This window comes from Thalassovita litoralis (assembly GCF_900182725.1).
GTDB lineage: Bacteria > Pseudomonadota > Alphaproteobacteria > Rhodobacterales > Rhodobacteraceae > Thalassobius > Thalassobius litoralis.
In genome coordinates this window covers 1-18,214 of sequence record NZ_FXTO01000020.1, presented here as the reverse complement: position 1 = coordinate 18,214, position 18,214 = coordinate 1, and the positions used below count along the sequence as shown (strand labels likewise).

At 58.3% G+C, this 18,214-nt stretch carries 20 protein-coding genes and 1 pseudogene; 9 read left to right on the top strand and 12 right to left on the bottom strand.

Going from position 1 to position 18,214, the window contains the following annotated elements; translation table 11 throughout:
* The first annotated feature begins 2 nt into the window (after positions 1 to 2).
* The 6 genes from FN828_RS13870 (at position 3) to FN828_RS13845 (ending at position 5,355) form a co-directional block, all read left to right on the top strand.
* Positions 3 to 563 (top strand): F0F1 ATP synthase subunit delta, encoded by a 561-nt coding sequence (locus FN828_RS13870; protein ID WP_142494073.1) that lies wholly within the window; start codon positions 3 to 5, stop codon positions 561 to 563.
* Positions 564 to 2,102: a F0F1 ATP synthase subunit alpha gene (gene atpA / locus FN828_RS13865; protein ID WP_142494072.1), complete on the top strand. Its 1,539-nt coding sequence runs from the start codon at positions 564 to 566 to the stop codon at positions 2,100 to 2,102.
* A 14-nt stretch (positions 2,103 to 2,116) separates the two neighbouring features.
* Complete coding sequence (locus FN828_RS13860; RefSeq protein WP_142494071.1) at positions 2,117 to 2,992, top strand: F0F1 ATP synthase subunit gamma; 876 nt, start codon at positions 2,117 to 2,119, stop codon at positions 2,990 to 2,992.
* Between the two features lie 18 nt (positions 2,993 to 3,010).
* Complete coding sequence (atpD, locus tag FN828_RS13855; RefSeq protein ID WP_142494070.1) at positions 3,011 to 4,435, top strand: F0F1 ATP synthase subunit beta; 1,425 nt, start codon at positions 3,011 to 3,013, stop codon at positions 4,433 to 4,435.
* 11 nt (positions 4,436 to 4,446) lie between these two features.
* The gene (locus tag FN828_RS13850) at positions 4,447 to 4,884 is read left to right on the top strand and encodes a F0F1 ATP synthase subunit epsilon (RefSeq protein ID WP_142494069.1); all 438 of its coding nucleotides are present in this window, start codon (positions 4,447 to 4,449) and stop codon (positions 4,882 to 4,884) included.
* A 123-nt stretch (positions 4,885 to 5,007) separates the two neighbouring features.
* The gene (locus FN828_RS13845) at positions 5,008 to 5,355 is read left to right on the top strand and encodes an H-type lectin domain-containing protein (RefSeq protein ID WP_142494068.1); all 348 of its coding nucleotides are present in this window, start codon (positions 5,008 to 5,010) and stop codon (positions 5,353 to 5,355) included.
* A 53-nt stretch (positions 5,356 to 5,408) separates the two neighbouring features.
* Here the strand turns inward: FN828_RS13845 and FN828_RS13840 are convergent, their stop codons facing one another.
* On the bottom strand, positions 5,409 to 6,425 hold the full coding sequence (locus tag FN828_RS13840) for a ribose-phosphate pyrophosphokinase (protein WP_142494067.1): 1,017 nt from the start codon (positions 6,423 to 6,425) through the stop codon (positions 5,409 to 5,411).
* A gap of 105 nt (positions 6,426 to 6,530) precedes the next feature.
* Here FN828_RS13840 and FN828_RS13835 point away from each other — a divergent pair, with 105 nt between their 5' ends.
* Together FN828_RS13835 and FN828_RS13830 are read left to right on the top strand one after the other, a co-directional pair.
* Positions 6,531 to 7,130 carry a 2-hydroxychromene-2-carboxylate isomerase gene (locus tag FN828_RS13835; protein WP_142494066.1) on the top strand — a complete coding sequence of 200 codons (600 nt, stop codon included), beginning with the start codon at positions 6,531 to 6,533 and terminating at the stop codon, positions 7,128 to 7,130.
* A gap of 3 nt (positions 7,131 to 7,133) precedes the next feature.
* Positions 7,134 to 7,961 carry an alpha/beta fold hydrolase gene (locus tag FN828_RS13830; protein ID WP_142494065.1) on the top strand — a complete coding sequence of 276 codons (828 nt, stop codon included), beginning with the start codon at positions 7,134 to 7,136 and terminating at the stop codon, positions 7,959 to 7,961.
* Here FN828_RS13830 and FN828_RS13825 read toward each other — a convergent pair.
* The 7 genes from FN828_RS13825 to FN828_RS13795 all read right to left on the bottom strand — a co-directional run bounded on the left by FN828_RS13825 (position 7,958) and on the right by FN828_RS13795 (position 13,512).
* Positions 7,958 to 9,004: a threonine aldolase family protein gene (locus FN828_RS13825; RefSeq protein WP_142494064.1), complete on the bottom strand. Its 1,047-nt coding sequence runs from the start codon at positions 9,002 to 9,004 to the stop codon at positions 7,958 to 7,960. The two genes, FN828_RS13830 and FN828_RS13825, sit on opposite strands and share 4 nt — an antisense overlap.
* Positions 9,004 to 9,456, bottom strand: coding sequence for a YcgN family cysteine cluster protein (locus tag FN828_RS13820; RefSeq protein ID WP_142494063.1), 453 nt, complete (start codon positions 9,454 to 9,456; stop codon positions 9,004 to 9,006). Before FN828_RS13820 ends, FN828_RS13825 begins: the two co-directional genes overlap by 1 nt.
* A complete protein-coding gene (locus FN828_RS13815; protein ID WP_142494062.1) occupies positions 9,453 to 10,391 on the bottom strand; it encodes a bifunctional riboflavin kinase/FAD synthetase in 939 nt (312 codons plus the stop codon). The genes FN828_RS13820 and FN828_RS13815 overlap by 4 nt, the downstream gene beginning before the upstream one ends.
* A gap of 100 nt (positions 10,392 to 10,491) precedes the next feature.
* Positions 10,492 to 10,935, bottom strand: a complete 444-nt coding sequence (locus FN828_RS13810; RefSeq protein ID WP_142494061.1) for a MaoC family dehydratase — start codon at positions 10,933 to 10,935, stop codon at positions 10,492 to 10,494.
* Positions 10,936 to 11,037: 102 nt separating this feature from the next.
* On the bottom strand, positions 11,038 to 11,913 hold the full coding sequence (locus tag FN828_RS13805) for a TIGR01459 family HAD-type hydrolase (protein WP_142494060.1): 876 nt from the start codon (positions 11,911 to 11,913) through the stop codon (positions 11,038 to 11,040).
* A 170-nt stretch (positions 11,914 to 12,083) separates the two neighbouring features.
* Complete coding sequence (locus tag FN828_RS13800; RefSeq protein WP_142494059.1) at positions 12,084 to 12,455, bottom strand: hypothetical protein; 372 nt, start codon at positions 12,453 to 12,455, stop codon at positions 12,084 to 12,086.
* 136 nt (positions 12,456 to 12,591) lie between these two features.
* Positions 12,592 to 13,512 carry a manganese-dependent inorganic pyrophosphatase gene (locus FN828_RS13795; protein ID WP_142494058.1) on the bottom strand — a complete coding sequence of 307 codons (921 nt, stop codon included), beginning with the start codon at positions 13,510 to 13,512 and terminating at the stop codon, positions 12,592 to 12,594.
* A 136-nt stretch (positions 13,513 to 13,648) separates the two neighbouring features.
* Between FN828_RS13795 and FN828_RS13790 the strand changes: the two genes are divergently transcribed.
* Positions 13,649 to 14,311, top strand: a complete 663-nt coding sequence (locus FN828_RS13790; RefSeq protein WP_142494108.1) for a DUF2161 domain-containing phosphodiesterase — start codon at positions 13,649 to 13,651, stop codon at positions 14,309 to 14,311.
* A gap of 98 nt (positions 14,312 to 14,409) precedes the next feature.
* On the opposite strand, the gene FN828_RS13785 is transcribed toward FN828_RS13790, so the two are convergent.
* The 4 genes and pseudogenes from FN828_RS13785 to FN828_RS13770 all read right to left on the bottom strand — a co-directional run.
* Positions 14,410 to 16,170 carry a VWA domain-containing protein gene (locus FN828_RS13785; RefSeq protein WP_185959022.1) on the bottom strand — a complete coding sequence of 587 codons (1,761 nt, stop codon included), beginning with the start codon at positions 16,168 to 16,170 and terminating at the stop codon, positions 14,410 to 14,412.
* Between the two features lie 174 nt (positions 16,171 to 16,344).
* Positions 16,345 to 17,163, bottom strand: coding sequence for a hypothetical protein (locus FN828_RS13780; protein WP_142494056.1), 819 nt, complete (start codon positions 17,161 to 17,163; stop codon positions 16,345 to 16,347).
* Positions 17,164 to 17,240: 77 nt separating this feature from the next.
* The gene (locus FN828_RS13775; protein WP_142494055.1) at positions 17,241 to 17,954 is read right to left on the bottom strand and encodes a hypothetical protein; all 714 of its coding nucleotides are present in this window, start codon (positions 17,952 to 17,954) and stop codon (positions 17,241 to 17,243) included.
* Between the two features lie 171 nt (positions 17,955 to 18,125).
* Positions 18,126 to 18,214, bottom strand: a pseudogene (locus tag FN828_RS13770) (IS5/IS1182 family transposase); the annotation flags it as partial.

Genomic DNA, 18,214 nt, shown 5'->3' with positions numbered 1-18,214 from the left:
ACGTGTCCGAACCAGCTTCGATCTCCTCTGGCATTGCCGCGCGCTATGCCACCGCCATCTTCGAGATTGCGAAAGAGAGCAATGCTCTGAGCGATCTGGAAGCCAATGTGAACGATCTGGGCGCTGCTCTGGCCGACAGCGCCGATCTGTCGTCGGTGATTGCGTCGCCGGTGATTTCCCGTGATGAACAAGGTGCAGCCATTGCCGCCATCGCCGCCAAGATGGGCCTGATGCCCGTCCTGAAAAACGGCCTGAGCGTCATGGCACAAAAACGCCGTCTGTTCGTGGTGCCTGCGCTGCTGACCGCGCTGCAAGCGCTGATCGCAGAAGAAAAAGGCGAAGTGACCGCCGAAGTGACCAGCGCCAAGGCGCTGACCAAGACCCAATCGGAGAAACTGGCGAAAACCCTCTCCGAACGTGTGGGCAAAACCGTGAAGATTAATGCGGCCGTCGATGAAAACCTTATCGGCGGTCTTGTTGTAAAAGTCGGCTCGAAGATGATCGACACGTCGATCCGTGCCAAGCTGAATTCCCTCCAGAATGCAATGAAAGAGGTCGGATAAATGGGTATCCAAGCTGCAGAGATTTCTGCGATCCTGAAGGACCAGATCAAAAACTTCGGTCAGGAAGCCGAAGTGGCCGAGGTTGGCCGCGTGCTATCCGTCGGTGACGGTATTGCCCGTGTGTACGGCCTCGACAACATTCAGGCCGGTGAAATGGTCGAATTTCCGGGCAGCATCATGGGCATGGCGCTGAACCTGGAAAACGACAACGTCGGTGTTGTGATCTTCGGTTCGGACCGTGACATTAAAGAAGGCGACACGGTGAAGCGTACCAACGCCATCGTGGACGTACCCGCAGGCGAAGCTCTGCTGGGTCGCGTTGTTGACGGTCTGGGTAACCCGATCGACGGCAAAGGCCCGATCGCTGCCTCGGAACGCCGCATCGCGGACGTAAAAGCCCCCGGCATTATCCCCCGTAAATCGGTTCACGAACCGATGGCAACCGGCCTGAAGTCGGTTGACGCCATGATCCCCGTTGGCCGTGGCCAGCGCGAACTGATCATCGGCGACCGTCAGACGGGTAAAACTGCGATTGCTCTGGACACCATGCTGAACCAGAAATCGTACAACGATGCAGCAGGCGACGACGAGTCGAAGAAACTGTATTGTGTGTACGTTGCTGTTGGTCAGAAACGTTCGACCGTTGCCCAGCTGGTGAAGAAGCTGGAAGAAAACGGCGCGATGGAATACTCCATCGTTGTGGCTGCTACCGCTTCGGACCCTGCGCCGATGCAGTTCCTGGCCCCCTATGCCGCAACCGCGATGGCAGAATACTTCCGCGACAATGGCCGTCACGCCCTGATCATCTATGATGACCTGTCGAAACAGGCTGTGGCCTATCGTCAGATGTCGCTGCTGCTGCGTCGTCCGCCGGGACGTGAAGCATATCCGGGTGACGTGTTCTATCTGCACTCCCGCCTGCTGGAACGTTCGGCAAAGCTGAACGAAGATCACGGTGCAGGCTCGCTGACCGCGCTGCCCGTTATCGAAACTCAGGGTGGTGACGTGTCCGCGTTTATTCCGACCAACGTGATCTCGATCACCGACGGTCAGATCTTCTTGGAAACCGAACTGTTCTACCAAGGTATCCGTCCTGCTGTGAATACTGGTCTGTCGGTGTCGCGTGTGGGTTCGTCGGCTCAGACCAACGCGATGAAATCGGTTGCTGGTCCGGTGAAACTGTCGCTGGCTCAGTACCGCGAAATGGCGGCCTTCGCTCAGTTCGGTTCCGATCTGGACGCCGCAACGCAGCGCCTGCTGAACCGTGGTGCGCGTCTGACCGAGCTGATGAAACAGCCGCAGTATTCGCCGCTGACCAACGCCGAAATCGTTTGCGTGATCTACGCAGGCACCAACGGCTATCTGGACAAAGTGCCGGTACGTGAAGTTGGCCGTTTCGAGGCAGGTCTGCTGTCGCACCTGCGTGGCAAACATGCCGATCTGCTGGCATGGCTGACCAAGGAAGACCCCAAAATCAAGGGCGACGCCGAGGACAAACTGAAAGCCGCGATCGACGAATACGCAGCTGACTTCGCTTAAGGGGGGACGAGGCGATGCCGAGTCTTAAGGACCTTAAAAATCGGATCGAGAGTGTGAAAAACACTCGGAAGATCACCAAGGCCATGCAGATGGTTGCCGCGGCGAAACTTCGCCGCGCGCAGGATGCTGCCGAAGCCGGTCGTCCCTACGCAGAACGGTTCAATGCCGTTCTGGGTGGGCTGGCCGCATCGGTGGGCGGTTCGGACAGTGCGCCGAAGCTGCTCAGCGGTACAGGCAGCGACAAGGTGCATCTGCTGGTGGTCATGACTGCTGAACGCGGCCTGTGTGGCGGCTTCAACAGCACCATCGTGAAACTGGCCCGCTCCAAAGCTCAAGAGCTGTTGGCGCAGGGCAAGACGGTCAAAATTCTGACCGTCGGGAAGAAAGGCCGTGAACAGCTGAAACGTGATCTGGGCGAATTGTCCGTCGGTCATGTGGACCTGTCCGAGGTGAAAAACGTCGGTTACGTCAATGCGCAGAACATCGCGCGTGACCTGCTCAACCGCTTTGATGCGGGTGAATTCGACGTGGCAACGATCTTCTACAACCGCTTCCAGTCGGTGATCAGCCAGATCCCGACGGCGCAGCAGATCATTCCGGCAAAATTCGACGAGGTCGAGGCTGACGCAGCCGCAACCCTCTACGATTACGAACCGGACGAAGAGGCCATTCTGGCCGACCTGCTGCCGCGTGGTGTCGCAACCCAGATTTTCTCGGCTCTGCTGGAAAATGCGGCATCCGAACAGGGCGCGCGTATGTCCGCAATGGACAACGCGACACGGAACGCGGGTGACATGATTGATCGACTGACCATCGAGTTTAACCGCTCGCGTCAGGCCGTGATCACCAACGAGCTTATTGAAATCATCTCGGGCGCCGAAGCGCTCTAAGAACCGGAGATACGACACATGGCAAACGCAAAAGGCAAAATCACTCAGGTGATCGGCGCCGTTGTGGACGTGCAGTTCGAAGATCACCTGCCGGAGATCCTCAACGCACTGAACACCGAAAACAACGGGAAGAAACTGGTTCTGGAAGTTGCCCAGCACCTTGGTGAAAACACCGTTCGTACCATCGCAATGGACGCAACCGAAGGTCTGGTTCGCGGTCAGAAAGTGGAAGACACCGGCGGCCCGATCTCGGTGCCGGTTGGTAACGCCACTCTGGGCCGCATCCTGAACGTTGTGGGCGAACCCGTGGACGAAAAAGGCCCGGTGAACGCGACTGAAACCCGCGCGATCCACCAGCCCGCCCCCGAGTTCAACGAACAGTCGACGGAATCGGAAATCCTCGTCACCGGCATCAAGGTGATCGACCTGCTGGCCCCCTACTCGAAGGGTGGTAAGATTGGACTGTTCGGCGGTGCCGGCGTGGGCAAAACCGTTCTGATCATGGAACTGATCAACAACATCGCAAAAGTGCACTCGGGTTTCTCGGTGTTCGCAGGTGTTGGTGAACGGACCCGTGAAGGGAACGACCTGTACCACGAAATGATCGAATCCAACGTTATTAAGCCCGACAATCTGGAAGAATCGCAGGTTGCTCTGGTTTACGGTCAGATGAACGAACCTCCGGGGGCACGTGCGCGTGTTGCTCTGACCGGCCTGACGCTGGCAGAACAGTTCCGTGACCAGTCCGGGACCGACGTTCTGTTCTTCGTGGACAACATCTTCCGCTTCACGCAGGCAGGTTCCGAGGTGTCGGCACTTCTGGGCCGTATCCCGTCCGCAGTGGGCTACCAGCCGACGCTGGCAACCGACATGGGCGCGATGCAGGAACGTATTACGTCGACCAAATCCGGTTCGATCACCTCGATTCAGGCCGTGTATGTGCCTGCGGATGACCTTACCGACCCGGCACCGGCAACGACCTTTGCTCACTTGGACGCAACCACCGTTCTGTCGCGTGCGATTTCGGAACTGGGGATTTACCCCGCTGTGGACCCGCTGGACTCGTCCTCGCGTCTGCTGGACCCGGCCGTGATCGGTGATGAGCATTACCAAGTGGCTCGTGACGTTCAGGGTATCCTGCAACGCTACAAGTCGCTGCAAGACATCATCGCCATCCTTGGCATGGACGAACTGTCGGAAGAAGACAAACTGACCGTGCAGCGTGCGCGTAAGATTCAGCGCTTCCTGTCGCAGCCCTTCGACGTGGCAAAAGTGTTCACTGGCTCGGACGGTGTTCAGGTTCCGCTGGAAGACACGATTTCTTCGTTCAAGGCCGTTGTGGCTGGCGAATACGACCACCTGCCCGAGGCAGCCTTCTACATGGTTGGCGGCATCGACGAAGTGATCGCAAAAGCCGAGAAGATGGCAGCTGAGGCCGCCTAAGGAGGGCCCAAATGGCTGAGACTGTGCAATTCGATCTGGTCAGCCCCGAGCGGAGCCTTGCTTCGCTTAAGGCCGAACAGGTTCAAATTCCGGGTGCGGACGGGGATATGACGGCAATGGCCGGTCACGCCCCGACCATCACCACCCTGCGCCCCGGTGTTCTGCGGGTGACGGGGCCGGAAGGCGAGGCCGAATATGTTGTGACCGGCGGTTTCGCCGAAATCACGGCTGACGGTATCTCGGTTCTGGCGGAGCGCGCCATCCCGCGCACCGAGATCACCCAAGAGCATCTGAACGAGATGCTCAAGGCGGCCTCGGACGCGTTGGTGCAGGCGAAAGAAGTGTTCAAAAACGAACCCGGCCCGGTCGACGATGCAGCCAAGCTGCTGGCCGACATGGTCGCGATGGGTACGCATATCGGGCTGGACCCGAACGTGTCCAACTTCTGAACCGTTCCCGGAACGTGAAGAAACAGGAAAAGGCCCCGATTTTCGGGGCCTTTTTCCTTGCGCAACCAAGGGGCTGCGGCAAGACTGTGTGTTGCACATAAGAAAATCAGACGCGCAAGTTATATGAAGCCATTGAATTCCAGCCTTGTCGCCGTGGCGCAGGGCAACACTGATCTTTTCGAGGATTATTCGACCGGCGGTCCAATGTGGACCGAACAAGGCAGCCGCGAGCGCCGAACCAAGGTGCAGTTCGATACCCCATTTGCCGCGCCGCCTGCGGTGCATTGCGGAATTTCGCTGTGGGATGTGGATTATGCCACCAATGTCCGCTGTGATCTGACCGTGGACAAGATCACCCGCAAAGGGTTTGAAATCGTGTTCCGCACATGGGGGAATACCCGTGTGGCCCGAGCGCGGGCAAGCTGGCTGGCGATTGGCGCGGCCCCGGACGATGATATGTGGGACGTCTGAAACGCAAAAGGCCCGCCATGATAGCGGGCCTTTGAAACTTGTTGGCGGGGGGATCAGCCTTTGAACTGCCCCTCGTAAATCGGTTCCAGTGTTTCGGTTTCAAACAGCGACGACACGCTGGTGCCGTTCCAGATGTTCAGGATCGCCTGCGCGAACATCGGCGCGGTCGGCAGGATGCGAATGTTCGGCGTTGCCTGCACTGCGGGGGTTGCCTGAATGGAATCGGTGATGACCAGAGATTTCATTACGGAATTGGTGATGCGTTCCACAGCCGGACCGGACAGAACCCCGTGCGAGATATAGGAATGCACCTCGGTCGCACCGTGTTCCATCAGGATTTCAGCGGCTTTGCAAAGGGTGCCCGCAGTGTCGCACATGTCATCCACGATGATACATTTCTTGCCCTGAACATTCCCGATCACGGTCATTTCCGCGACTTCGCCGGGTTTTTCGCGGCGTTTGTCGACGATGGACAGGGGCGCGTTGATCCGTTTCGCCAGTTCGCGTGCGCGGGCCACGCCGCCGACATCGGGCGACACCACCATTACGTCTTCCAGGCAGCCCTCGAACTGGGCTTTGATGTCCAGCGCGAAGACCGGGCTGGCGTACAGGTTATCCACCGGAATATCGAAAAAACCCTGAATTTGCGCGGCGTGCAAATCCAGGGTCAGGATACGTTCGATACCGGCTTCGACCAGCATATTGGCAACCAGCTTGGCGCTGATCGGGGTGCGCGCCTTGGTGCGGCGGTCCTGTCGGGCATAGCCGAAATAGGGGATGACCGCCGTGATCCGCGCAGCCGAGGACCGGCGCAGCGCGTCTGCCATAATCAGCAGCTCCATCAGGTTGTCATTCGCCGGGTTCGAGGTGGGCTGAATGATAAACATATCCTCGCCACGGACGTTTTCGTAAACCTCGACAAAGATTTCCTGATCGTTGAAACGTTCAATGCGAGCATCGACCAGTCCGATGTTCATGCCCCGGTGAATGGACATGCGGCGGGCGATGGATTTTGCCAATGGCATATTGGCATTCCCGGAAATCAGTTTCGGTTCGTTGAGATTGGCCATGAGAGTGGTTCCCCAAGGTGTTCGGCATGACAGATTCGTGATGTTGACACCGATTATCACCTCGTTACCGTCAGGCAAAGCTATGCACATGGGGAAGGGGCATATATGCCACATATTGATTACTATTTTTCGACGCTTTCGCCTTATGCCTATCTGGCTGGCACTCGCGCGGAACAAATTGCGCAGCGTCACGGCACAAGTATCACCTATAAACCTTTTGATCTGATGGCGGCATTCCCCCGTACCGGGGGGCTACCCGTGGGGCAGCGTCATCCATCGCGCACCGATTACCGCGCACAGGTGTTGCCCCGCACCGCAAAGAAGCTGGGAATGCCACTGAACATGAAGCCCGCGCATTGGCCGGTGAATGCCGCGCCGTCGTCTTATGCGATTATCGCCGCCCAAAAGGCGGGGGGCGGGGATATGGGCGCATTGTGCCACGGCATTTTGCGCGCCTCTTGGGTGGAAGAGCGCGACATTTCCGATGATGCGGTGCTAAAGGACTGCCTGACCGCCGCAGGTTTTGATCCATCCCTGACGGACAGCGGTCTGCTGGTCGGGGCCGAGACATATGCCCGCAATCTGGAAGATGCGGTATCTCAGGGGGTGTTTGGCTCTCCGTTTTATGTCACAGACGGCGGACAGAAATTTTGGGGTCAGGACAGTCTGGAAGACCTCGATTTGCATCTCGAAGGAAAACTATAACCTATGCCCAAGGAACTGCGCGGGGGATACCCGACATTCTGGCGCGAATTTGGCCACGGCCCGCGCGAAGCCCTGATGATTCACTGTTCCCTGTCGCATTCCGGCGCATGGACCGCGCTGGCGGGGGAATTGTCCGATATGCTGCATATGACGGCGTTCGACATCCCCGGTCATGGCCGCAGCGAAGACTGGGATAACCGCGATGATATTCAGGCCGTGACCACCGCAATGGCCGCCGATTTCCCGGATGGGCCGGTTGACGTGATCGGGCATTCCTTTGGTGGCACCGTTGCGTTGCGTCTGGCGATTGAACACCCGCATCTGGTGCGGTCGCTGACGCTGATCGAACCCGTGTTCTTTGCCGTTGCCTTTGCTGACGTGCCGGGGCTGAAACAGCGCCATCACGACCGCGAAAAACCGCAATTGGATGCTATGGCGCGGGGTGATATGACTGCTGCCGCGCAGGCCTTCAATGGGTTGTGGGGGGACGCGGATATGCCGTGGGACAGCCTGCCGGAGCAGATGCGGGCCAATATGACCAAACGTTTTGGGGCAATTATTTCGGCCCGCCCCGCGGTCGAGGAAGATTCCGGCTACATGCTGCGTTCGGGTAATCTGGAAAAAATCCCGTTCCCGACCCTGCTGCTGGAAGGCGCGAAATCGCCGGAAATTCTGGGGCTGGTGAACGAAGGACTGCAACGGCGTCTGCCCGATGCACGGCGCGAAATCCTGCCCGATAGCGGCCATATGCTGCCCATCACCCACCCGCAACAGGTGGGCGCATTGATCCGCGAATTTCTGGAAACCGTTCCGGCAGGCGTGCCCGCTTAATCGCGGGCCGCAGCCAGAAACGCATCCACCTGATCGGCCCCCAGCGACCAGTCGCAGACAAACCGGGCGGTCAGCAGCTCATCAGGGTCATCGCCCGCCAACGTGCCGCGCGTAATGTAATACACCGCGCCTGCATCGTGCAGGCGTTGGTGCAGCGCGCGGGGCATGTCCGCGAAAATCATATTCGCTTGCGGCGGGTATAGCAGGGCTACACCGGGAAGTTCGCGTAGTCCTTCGGCCAGTCGGGTGCAGGTGGCATTGGCCGCGCGGGCCGTTTGCAGCCACAACCCATCCGCCAGATAGCCCAGCATTTGCGCCGACAGATAGCGATGCTTGGAAAACAGATGCGCCCCGCGTTTGCGGCGCAGTTCAAATTCCCACGCTTTGGCCGGATCGAACAGGATCACTGCTTCGACCCCCATACAGCCGTTTTTCGTGCCGCCAAAGCTGACGGCGTCTACTCCGGCCTTCCATGTCATGTCTGCCGGGCTGCATCCCAATGCGTCCAGCGCGTTGGCAAACCGGGCGCCATCCATGAACACTGGCAGGCCGAATTCCTGTGCTACGCTGGTCAGCGCGTGCAGTTCGTCCAGTGTGTAAACCTGCCCGCGTTCCGTTACCTGCGTGATCGACACCGGGCCGCGCTGCGGACCATGCACGCCGCGGACTTCTTCGTTCAGGATGGTCTGGCGCAGGGTGTCGGGTGTCATTTTGTCCTGATCGCCCACCAGCGTCAGCTTTGCGCCCCCGGAATAAAATTCAGGGGCGTTGCATTCATCCTCGTGGATATGCGCGACGGGGGAACAGAACACGGTTTGCCACGGCTGGCACAGCGTTGCCAGGGCCAGTGAATTGGCCGCCGTTCCGGTTGCCACCAGATAGACCGCTGCGTCAGGGGCTTCGAAAAGGTCGCGGATTTGCTGCCGCACCTGCGCCATTTGCGGATCATTGCCATAACCCAGCGCATACCCCTGATTGGCCTGCGCTAGGGCTTCGATGATTTTCGGATGTACCGGACCGGCATTATCAGAGGCGAAAAACATCAGACTGGCTCCTCGATGATATGATCTTCCCAATCGTCTTCGTCGATTTCATATTCCGGAACGGTCATGCCCTGCACCGACACGCCAGCGCGATGTACGCTGTCCGGATCGCCGGAAATCAGCGGGTGCCAGCTAAACAGCGGTTCCCGGTTCCACAGCAGCTTATAGGCGCAGGTTTCCGGCATCCAATACAGGTTTTGTTCCATGTTGCCGGGTTTCAGCACAATACATTCCGGCACGAACTGATGGCGGATCGGGTATTGTGAACACCGACAGGTCGCATCGTCCAGCAGGCGGCAGGCCACACGCGTCAGGACGACCACGCCAGTGTCCTCGTCCTCCAGCTTGTTCAGGCAGCATTTGCCGCAGCCATCGCACAGAGCTTCCCATTCTGCATGGGTCATTTTTTCGGGCGGGACGGTTTCCCAAAACCGTGGGCGCAGCGTGGTCATAGCGCGGCCAGAATATCGCGGGCCTTGGCGCAATCCTGATCCATCTGGGCAATCAGCCCTTCCAACCCATCGAATTTCATTTCGGGGCGCAGATAGTCCACCAACCCGATTGACAGGTGGGTGCCATACAAATCACCCGTGAAATCAAAGATAAAGGTTTCCAGATTGGGAACCTCGCCATTGAACATCGGGCGCACCCCCAGCGATGCAGCCCCGTGATACCGCCCCTTGTGCGGGCCGGACAGCACGTCCACCAGCACCGCATAGACCCCGAATTTGGGCTGATGCAGTCCTTCCAGTGACATGTTCGTGGTGGGATAGCCCAATTCACGGCCCCGCTGATCGCCCCCGATGACCGGGCCTTCGATCCGGTGCCAATGGCCCAGCATCGCGGCGGCATCGCGCGGGCGGCCTTCGCTCAATGCCTCGCGGATCGCGGTCGAGGATACCTCGCCCGTATCGCCTTCGATCAGTTCGGCCACTGTGACGCCAAATCCCATTTCCGCGCCAAAGCGTTTCAGATCCTCGACCGATCCGGCACGGCCCTTGCCAAAACAGAAATCCGCGCCAACCACGACATGCGCCAGCCCCAGCCCCTGCACGATCACCTTTTGGGCAAATTCCTCGGGCGTCAGCCCGGACAGGGCGGCGTTGAAATTCAGCTCATACACACGATCTACGCCCAGCTTTTCCAACCGATGTGCCTTGGCTTCGCGGCTCATCAGGCGAAACGCCGGGGCGTTGGGGGCGAAATACTGCCGGGGGTGTGGTTCAAAGGTCATGACGCCCAGCGGTGCGCCAATCGCCTTGCCAGCCTTGCGGGCAATTTCAATTACGGCCTGATGCCCGATATGGACGCCATCGAAATTCCCAATGGCGACCGAGGCACCCCGGTCCACGTCATTCACATAGGTATAGTCACGGATGATACGCATGGCGCAGGCGTAGCGCCCATTTCACTGCGGTGCAAGAAGCGAAGCGCCGCGACCTTGCGGTGCGGCGCTGAAAAAAGCTGTGCTGACAAAATTGAAACGGTCAGTCGAACTTGCGTGATGGGGCAAGAACGGTGGCTTCGCCCACCAGCACCTTTTTGCCGCCGACCAGACAGCGGCAATCCAGTTGCACGCGGCGCTTGGCGATGTCGATGCCGATCACCTCGACTTCGGCGGTGACGGTATCGCCGGGGCGTACCGGGGCCAGAAATTTCAGGGTCTGCCCCATATAGATCGTGCCATGCCCCGGAAGCTGTTCGCCGATCACGGCCGACACCAGCCCGGCAGTCAGCATTCCATGCGCGATCCGCCCTTCAAAAATCGTGTCCTGCGCATAGCTGTCATCCAGATGCACGGGGTTGTGGTCCGTCGATACTTTGGCGAACATTTCAATATCTTCATCGGTGACGACTTTGCGTACATAACGCATCATCCCCATTTCGATGTCTTCGATGCAGATCGTTCCGCGCGGCAAGTTATCCAACATTAGACCCTCCGATTTGGTCCGGTGAGTAATTTTAGGACGCCCAAGGCGTCATGCTGGCAACTTTATTACTTTGCAGATGCAGAAAATCAAGCATTTTCTGACTTATCGCAATTGTCCTATCGTATAGGTTGGCGCGGACATTTCTCTTTGCAGATAGGTGTTTAGCGCTTCTGGGTCTGGCTGAACCGTGGTTTTTGTATCGGCACGGGCCAAGCCGCCACTGATGAACAGGGAATCAATATCCTCTCCCATCGCCCCTTTGACATCGGTCTGGATGCCGTCACCAATGGCCAGAATATTGCTGTCGGGAATGACATGCCCCAGCGCATACAGCCGCCGCCGTGCCAGATCATAGATCGGCGGATGGGGTTTCCCGAAATACAGGCTTTCGCCGCCCATGTCCGTATACAGCCGCGCCACGGCCCCGGCGCACCATTCGCGCACCTCGCCCCGGTCGACGACAATATCGGGGTTGGCGCACAGCAGTTTCAGGCCTTTTTGCTTGGCATATAGCAATTGGGGCCGCAGATCGGACGGGTCCGCCATCGGGTCGAACGGGCCACAGCAGACGATCCCCTCGGCCTCGTCCAGATCGACCAGAGCAATTTCCAGCGGATCGTCCAGCAGCTTCAGCGGGGTGAAAAATTCCTCGTCTCGGTCCCATTCACCCATGAAAAACACCTTTTGCCCGACCACACCCCGGAACATGGCGGACCGCGCACTGTCGCCCGAGGTGGCAATCGTGTCCCACGCATCTTCGGCCACGCCGAACAGCTTCAACTGGGCTTCAACGCCCTTGCGGGGTTTTGGTGAATTCGTGACCAGCACCACGATTCCGCCCTTGCGGCGATAGTCCTGCAATGCGGCGACGGCATCGGGCAGGGCCTTTACCCCGTCATGCACACAGCCCCACAGATCCACGAACAGGGCATCATAGCGGTTGGAAACCTCGGACAGGGCGGTGATGATCTGGGTCATTATGGGCCTTTCGGGGGCTGAACGTAAACTTCCGCCTGTCTACCACGTCCACAGCCCACCGCAGCATAAAACCGCCAGAACCGGGGGAAACCCGTCCAATGGGCAAACCACGTTCATTTAACCGCGCACTTGCGGGACAACGGTGGGCCCCCGAAAAGAGCGTGTGGCGTTTATTTCGCCTTTACAGCGATCCCGGTTCCCGTGCGGGTTCCCCAGCTGAACGCGCTGATTTTTACGTCGGAAATTTTTACGTCCACCACGGCCGTCGCGCCCAGTTTGGCGGCATCTTCGCGCAGCTTCGCCTCAACCGCTTCGACGGTTGGGTTGGGGGGGAATGCGGTGGTTTTATTCACGGCCACATCCAGGTCCGCCAGTTTCTCTTGCCGTGCTGGATTGAACGGTGCCGAGGACAAGCTGACGTGTTGCACCTGCGCTTCGCTGACGGGGATGCTTTTGGTGGTGCGGTCAATATTGGTTTGGGTCCATGTATTGCACCCAGCAACCGGCAAAACCAGCGCGGCGAGGAAGAGAAGTTTCGTCATTGTTGTGTCCTTGGTTGGTATTCGCGGAACGCAGCCCCACCAAGAGAGTTTTTATATTCTTATCAAAGCCTTGCAAAGCATGAAAACGAAAACGCCCCGGATCGTCCGGGGCGCTTCCAATTCGATTGATAGTCAATCAGAGTTTCAGGTTCGGAATGATCTGTTTTTTCCGACTCATGACACCGGGCAGGACCACGGTATCGCCCGACACGGTCGCGCCAAAGGATTTTTCGGCCAGCGTTTTCACCAGATCGTTCGGCACCAGCAGCGTTGCTTCTTCGCGGATGATGTCGACGACGAACAGCAGAACCTCGTCCACGCCATCCTCGGCGGCGACGGATTTGAAGCTGTCCATCAGGCTGTCTTTGCGGTCCAGCGGGATTTGCGGTGCGGTGGTTTCCAGAACCGAAACGCGGAATTTCTTGCCGCCCACTTCGTATTCTTTCGAATCCATGCGGATCAGTTCAGCATCGGAAAAGGCCGAAACGTCAGATTTGGCAGCGAACATTTCAGCCGCATAATCGGCCACGTTCACGCCCAGGTCAGCCGCCAGCGATTCCACGACTTCGCGATCCCGGTCGGTTGTGGTGGGCGAGCGGAATTCCAGCGTGTCCGAGATGATGCAGCTTAGCGCCGCGCCTTTGATGGCGTCGGGCATTTTGGCGGCAGCTTCGCCCATCAGGTCAACCATGATGGTCGCGGTGCAGGCCAGCGGGCGGATGGTGATGTCAATCGGGCCTTTGGTTTCCAGACCGCCAACCAGTTTGTGATGGTCGATGATGGCCTGAATGTCGGCGTCATTGATGCCTTCGGGCAATTCCGCAGGATTGTTGGTGTCCACGATCACGACGGGGGTGTCTGCCGCAACGCCGCTGATGATTTCGGGCTTTTCCAGCTTCCAGCGGTCCAGCACAAACAGCGCTTCGGTGTTGGGTTCGCCCAGCAGTTTCGGGGCTGCGGCCACGCCTTTGATCTCGTTCAGATACCATGCCCAGACAATGGGCGATCCGGTCGAGTCGGTGTCGGGGGATTTATGGCCGAAAACCTGAATGGTCATGGGGATTCCTATTCGAGAAAGGTTGTTTTGCGGGCCTTATACGCATCCGGTGGGCGTTTGTCACCTGTCCGTGCCGCGCTGCGGCATGATGGTGCGGCCTATTGGTGTTGCCGGGGTTTGCCGCTACACCACTGCCATGAGCAAACCTGTTGAAACCGATCTGTATGCCCCGGTGAAAACCTTTTTCGAAGGGTGCGGGTATGCCGTGAAAGCGGAAATTGGCGCGGCGGATGTTGTGGCGGTGCGGGCGGATGAACCGCCGGTGATTGTTGAACTGAAAACCGGGTTTTCGCTGACATTGCTGCAACAGGCCGTGGCCCGGCAAGCGGTGACGGATCAGGTCTATGTTGCGGTTCCACGCTGGAAGGGCAAAGCCGGGTGGCGTGCGTTCAAGGGCAATTTGGGGCTGTGCAAACGGCTGGGTCTGGGGGTGATTACTGTGTCCCTCGCTGGCGAAGTGCAGGTTCACCATGACCCGGCCCCGTTCCTGCCGCGCAAGGTGAAACGGCGTCAGGTTTCATTGATGTCGGAATTTGAACGTCGGCAGGGGGATCCAAATCAGGGAGGCGCCGTGCGGCGGGGGATCATTACGTCCTATCGGCAAGAAGCACTGCGCTGCGCCGCCTTTCTGGCGGTGTCCGGTGCGTCCAAGGGGGCTGATGTCGCAAAGGGGGCCGATGCTCCGAAGGCCACCACTTTGATGCGGTTAAATCACTATGGCTGGTTTCAGAAGGTTGCGACCGGAATTTATGATCTGTCTGACGCTGGGCACACCGCCCTGAAAGAGGGACAGGCGTGACCCTGTAAATGGATTGCGGGCGTATTTCGCCATTTCAGCGGCCAAGGAAAAGGGGCGGCAAAATGTTCTGCCGCCCCTTCTTGTGTTAAACGCTTGGATCAGACAAAGCGGCGACGTTGACGCAGGCCAACGGCTGCCAGCAAGGCCGCGAACAGCAGGCCCAGCGGGCCCACGGCCCCACCAGTGTCTTCTTCTTCGGCTTCCTGTGCAGGTTCATCCGAAACCAATTTGGCCCCAACGGACAGAGCATATCCGCCAGCGGTGGCTGCGGCATCGGAATGTTCGATCGTGACGACATGCCCGGCTGCATCCAGCGATCCTGCCGGAATAGTGACGATCACGCCCGATTTGTCGTTTTCGCTGGTTGCCAGATCGGCCATCAGCAATTCGGTCGTGCCGGTCGGGTCATAGACCCGGATGACCGGCTCCATATCCATACGCAGTGATGTGATACGTGCGATCAGATCGTCAGAGGTTGCGGTCGGGGTGAAGAAGAAGCAATCGACATCCCCGGCTGCATCAATCCGGCCCACAACATCCACGTTATCGTCCGTGAATGCGGTGCAAGCCCCCGGAACGGTCGGATCATCGCTGTGATCGTCTGCGGCCATCCCGGCGACGACAGCATTCGCCACGCCGGTCCGGGTGAAGTTCTCGGTCACATTGGTTGGGGTTGGGGTGATGCCATTCCCGTCCTCGCCTACGGCAATCGCAACCGAATTGAACGTGGTTTGTGCATTGCCCGCCGCGTTCGATGCCGTCACAACCGCAGTATAGGTGCCGTCCATGTCATAGGCGACATCGGCCGAATACGTTCCGTCATCGGCATTCAAGTCGCCATTGCGGCCATCGTCCAGCAGCGGAATATCCACGGTTGAATTGTCGGGCTTGGTGACGCGGGCAACCACGTCCAGCCCGGTCAGGGCTGCACCGGCGCTGACAGTCGCCTGAATGCCGAACGATGCCGGGTAGTTGGCATTGTCGAACTGAACCGCGATGTCATAGTTCTCGAAGGTCGAAGGCGACCCCGAAACCAGAACCGAAACATCCTTGGCGCCTGCGGTGTTGTTGGTGATCTCCAGCCCGTAATCGCCCGCGCCCAATGTGGACACGTCCACTTCGGTGTCGCAGGACACTTCCGAGGTGGCGTTACAGGTAAAGGTCAGCCCCGTATCCGCGCCGGTGCTGTCCAGCAGGCGCAGCGATACGTCTGCTTCGGCCAGTCCATAGGTCACGTTGATCGCGGCAGTGGCCATGGTGCTATCCAGCGGGATCGTGCGAACCTCGGTCGTGCTGGGGGCTGCGGGGGCAGTCCCCGATGACACCACAACACTGGACGAGAACGCGGCATTCGCTGCGATAAACGCCTGTTGGATCGCTGCCAGACTGGTGGGCGAGAAGAAATATTGCCCGCCAGTGCCATTGGCCAGCGATTGCAACAGCGCCGTATCCACGCTGGAGCCGAAGCCAAAGGTAATCAGCGGCACCTTCGCTGCGGTGTACTGGTTGACCACATTCGCGACGTTCACGCTGCTTTGGCCGTCGGTCAACAGATATACAACCGAAGGACGCGTGCCGCCTTGGAAGCCCTGAACCTGTGCCAATGCCGTCAGGGCTGCCCCTTCGATATTGGTGCCGCCGCTGGCCACAAAGGCTGAAATCGCCGATTGGGCTGCTGCGCGCACACCCGTATCCGGATCGGGAATATCGGTGATGGCAAAGACCTGACTGGCCGAGCTGGTGAAGCGGCCAACGCCCACGGCATTTTCACCGGGGGTCAGTTGCCCAACCAGCAGGCTGCCAGCGGTTTTGGCGTTGTTCATCGGTGTGCCGGACATCGACCCTGACGTGTCGATCATCAGTTCCGCCACCTGATTGCCTGCCCAAACGATTTTCAATTCGCTGCGGGCGGTGCTTTCGTCGTCACTGACGGTTTTATCCGCGCCGGTCGGGGCAACCAGATTGGTGTACTGGGTCCGCGACGGCAGGAATGCATGACGCGGGTCCGTTGTTGGGCTGCGTGTCAGCGTGGCTCAGGCGTTTTCACCAAAAGTCCGGGCGTGGGCGTTTTTGTCGTCGCCATCCGCCGTTGTTTTATACGGCTCAACGTCTGCGGTCGAAAACTCCAGCCAGTCCTGATCGCCACCCGCCACGGCCGCATTCCATTGCATGTGCATGATGGACGGTGAAGACGGTGTGTCTGTAGACCGGGGCAGCCAAATCGGACAGTTGGTTTCCGGGTTTTGGCCGCAGTTGGCTACATATTCGTCATACAGGCCATAGGCGTAGTGCCCCCATTCGTGAGCCAGCGTAAAGCCCGCGCCTTTGGGGGTGTCCATCAATGACGGTGCGCCATCCCAGTTGGTGCAGAAATAAATCCGCTTGCCGGAAACGCCAAAGCCGCTGGGATTGGCGCGCGGCCCTGCATCGCTGGGGCAGTTTTCTTTCCACTGCACATCGGCGTTATTGGCTTGCTTGCCTTGCCGGAAAATCGTCACGGTGCCGATTTTGTGTTTGCTGTTGGTCATCTGGAACACAGCGTCGGCAAATTCTTCGATTTTCTTTTCGAACTTATTTTGAGCGTCGTCGGCTGCGCCGGGATCAGCGGTGTAGTCGTCATCCCCGGTTGGGTTTTCTTCCAACGAGATAGAGATGTTGAATACGGAAGATGCGCTGGTGGCGCGGCTGATAATTTCCGCTGCGGCCCCAGTACCGGCGGGGGCGATTTTACCGCCGCCTTCCATAGTTACGGATGAAAGCCAGCTTGACCCTGCCAAGGCTGGTTGAACTGCCAAGCAGACCAGGCCGGTTGTGCCCAGAACATTGGCAATACGATGTCTTAAACGCTTCATTTTTACAATTTCCTCCACCTTTTTAGGTTCCCCGAAAATAAATCGTGTCCTTCTTCACGATGTTCAGGCGCTTTAACTCAGCCTGATGCGAGGACGCCGAAATATGCGAAATCACCCGGCAGATACGCGATAAACCGCGAGCGTGCCGAACTGCCCTTTGCCAAATAATTTTCGATACCGACCGGGGCCGGTATCACGATGGACGTGCTGGAAACGCCGCTTGCCACCGTTTTTGCCAAACCGTCCCCGCAATTTTGGGGTGTGACGGTCAAATCTGACGGGCCGGGGTTGTGCGGCCCCGGAATCGTCCAGACGTATGTGCCGCGCTTTGGCCTGTATAATGGCGCGGCAATCTTCCAATCGGTCAAAAGCGCCTGAACCACGGCGGGCATATCTGTGCGCAATACAAAACGCACGGACCCCGGACCGTTCGCCAGTGCAAGTTCGACCGTCAGATTCGGGGGTGTCGGGATCGTGCCGTCCGCATAGGATGGCGGCGGTGACGATTTCAAATCTTTCAGATCGGCGATTGCCTGATCAAAGTTCCCCACACCTAATTTAATGGTTTTAGAAACGCCGGTCAGTTGATTTTGGTCGGTCCAGCTTGCCGCAGACAAAACACCCGTGCCGCTGAGCCGATAAGCAATGCGTTGGGTTTGCCCTGCATTCCGGGTGCCGACGATTATTTCAATAATGCCGGTATTTCTGTGGTCACAAAGCTGACCTGCGGTCGCAGGATATGCGGCACCAAAAGTCAGAAGAATAAAAGTCGTCAGGAAAGAGCGAAGCATGGCACTCTCCCTTCCAAAGGGAAATATCTGTCAAAAGGCTACTCTTGGTTCACTTTTGCGTCAACAGTTGCGCTGTTGATTTCATAAAACAAAATTCGCAGACTTGAGCCTGAAACCTGCGATTTTCGGTTTTGATAACCTGTAGAGGTGCAGATTGCTTAGGCGCAGGACTCATAACCAAAACATGACTGTTGCGGCGAGAGCGATGGCCGAGAGGAAGACTTCGGGGCAGCGGTCATATCGGGTGGCGACCCGCCGCC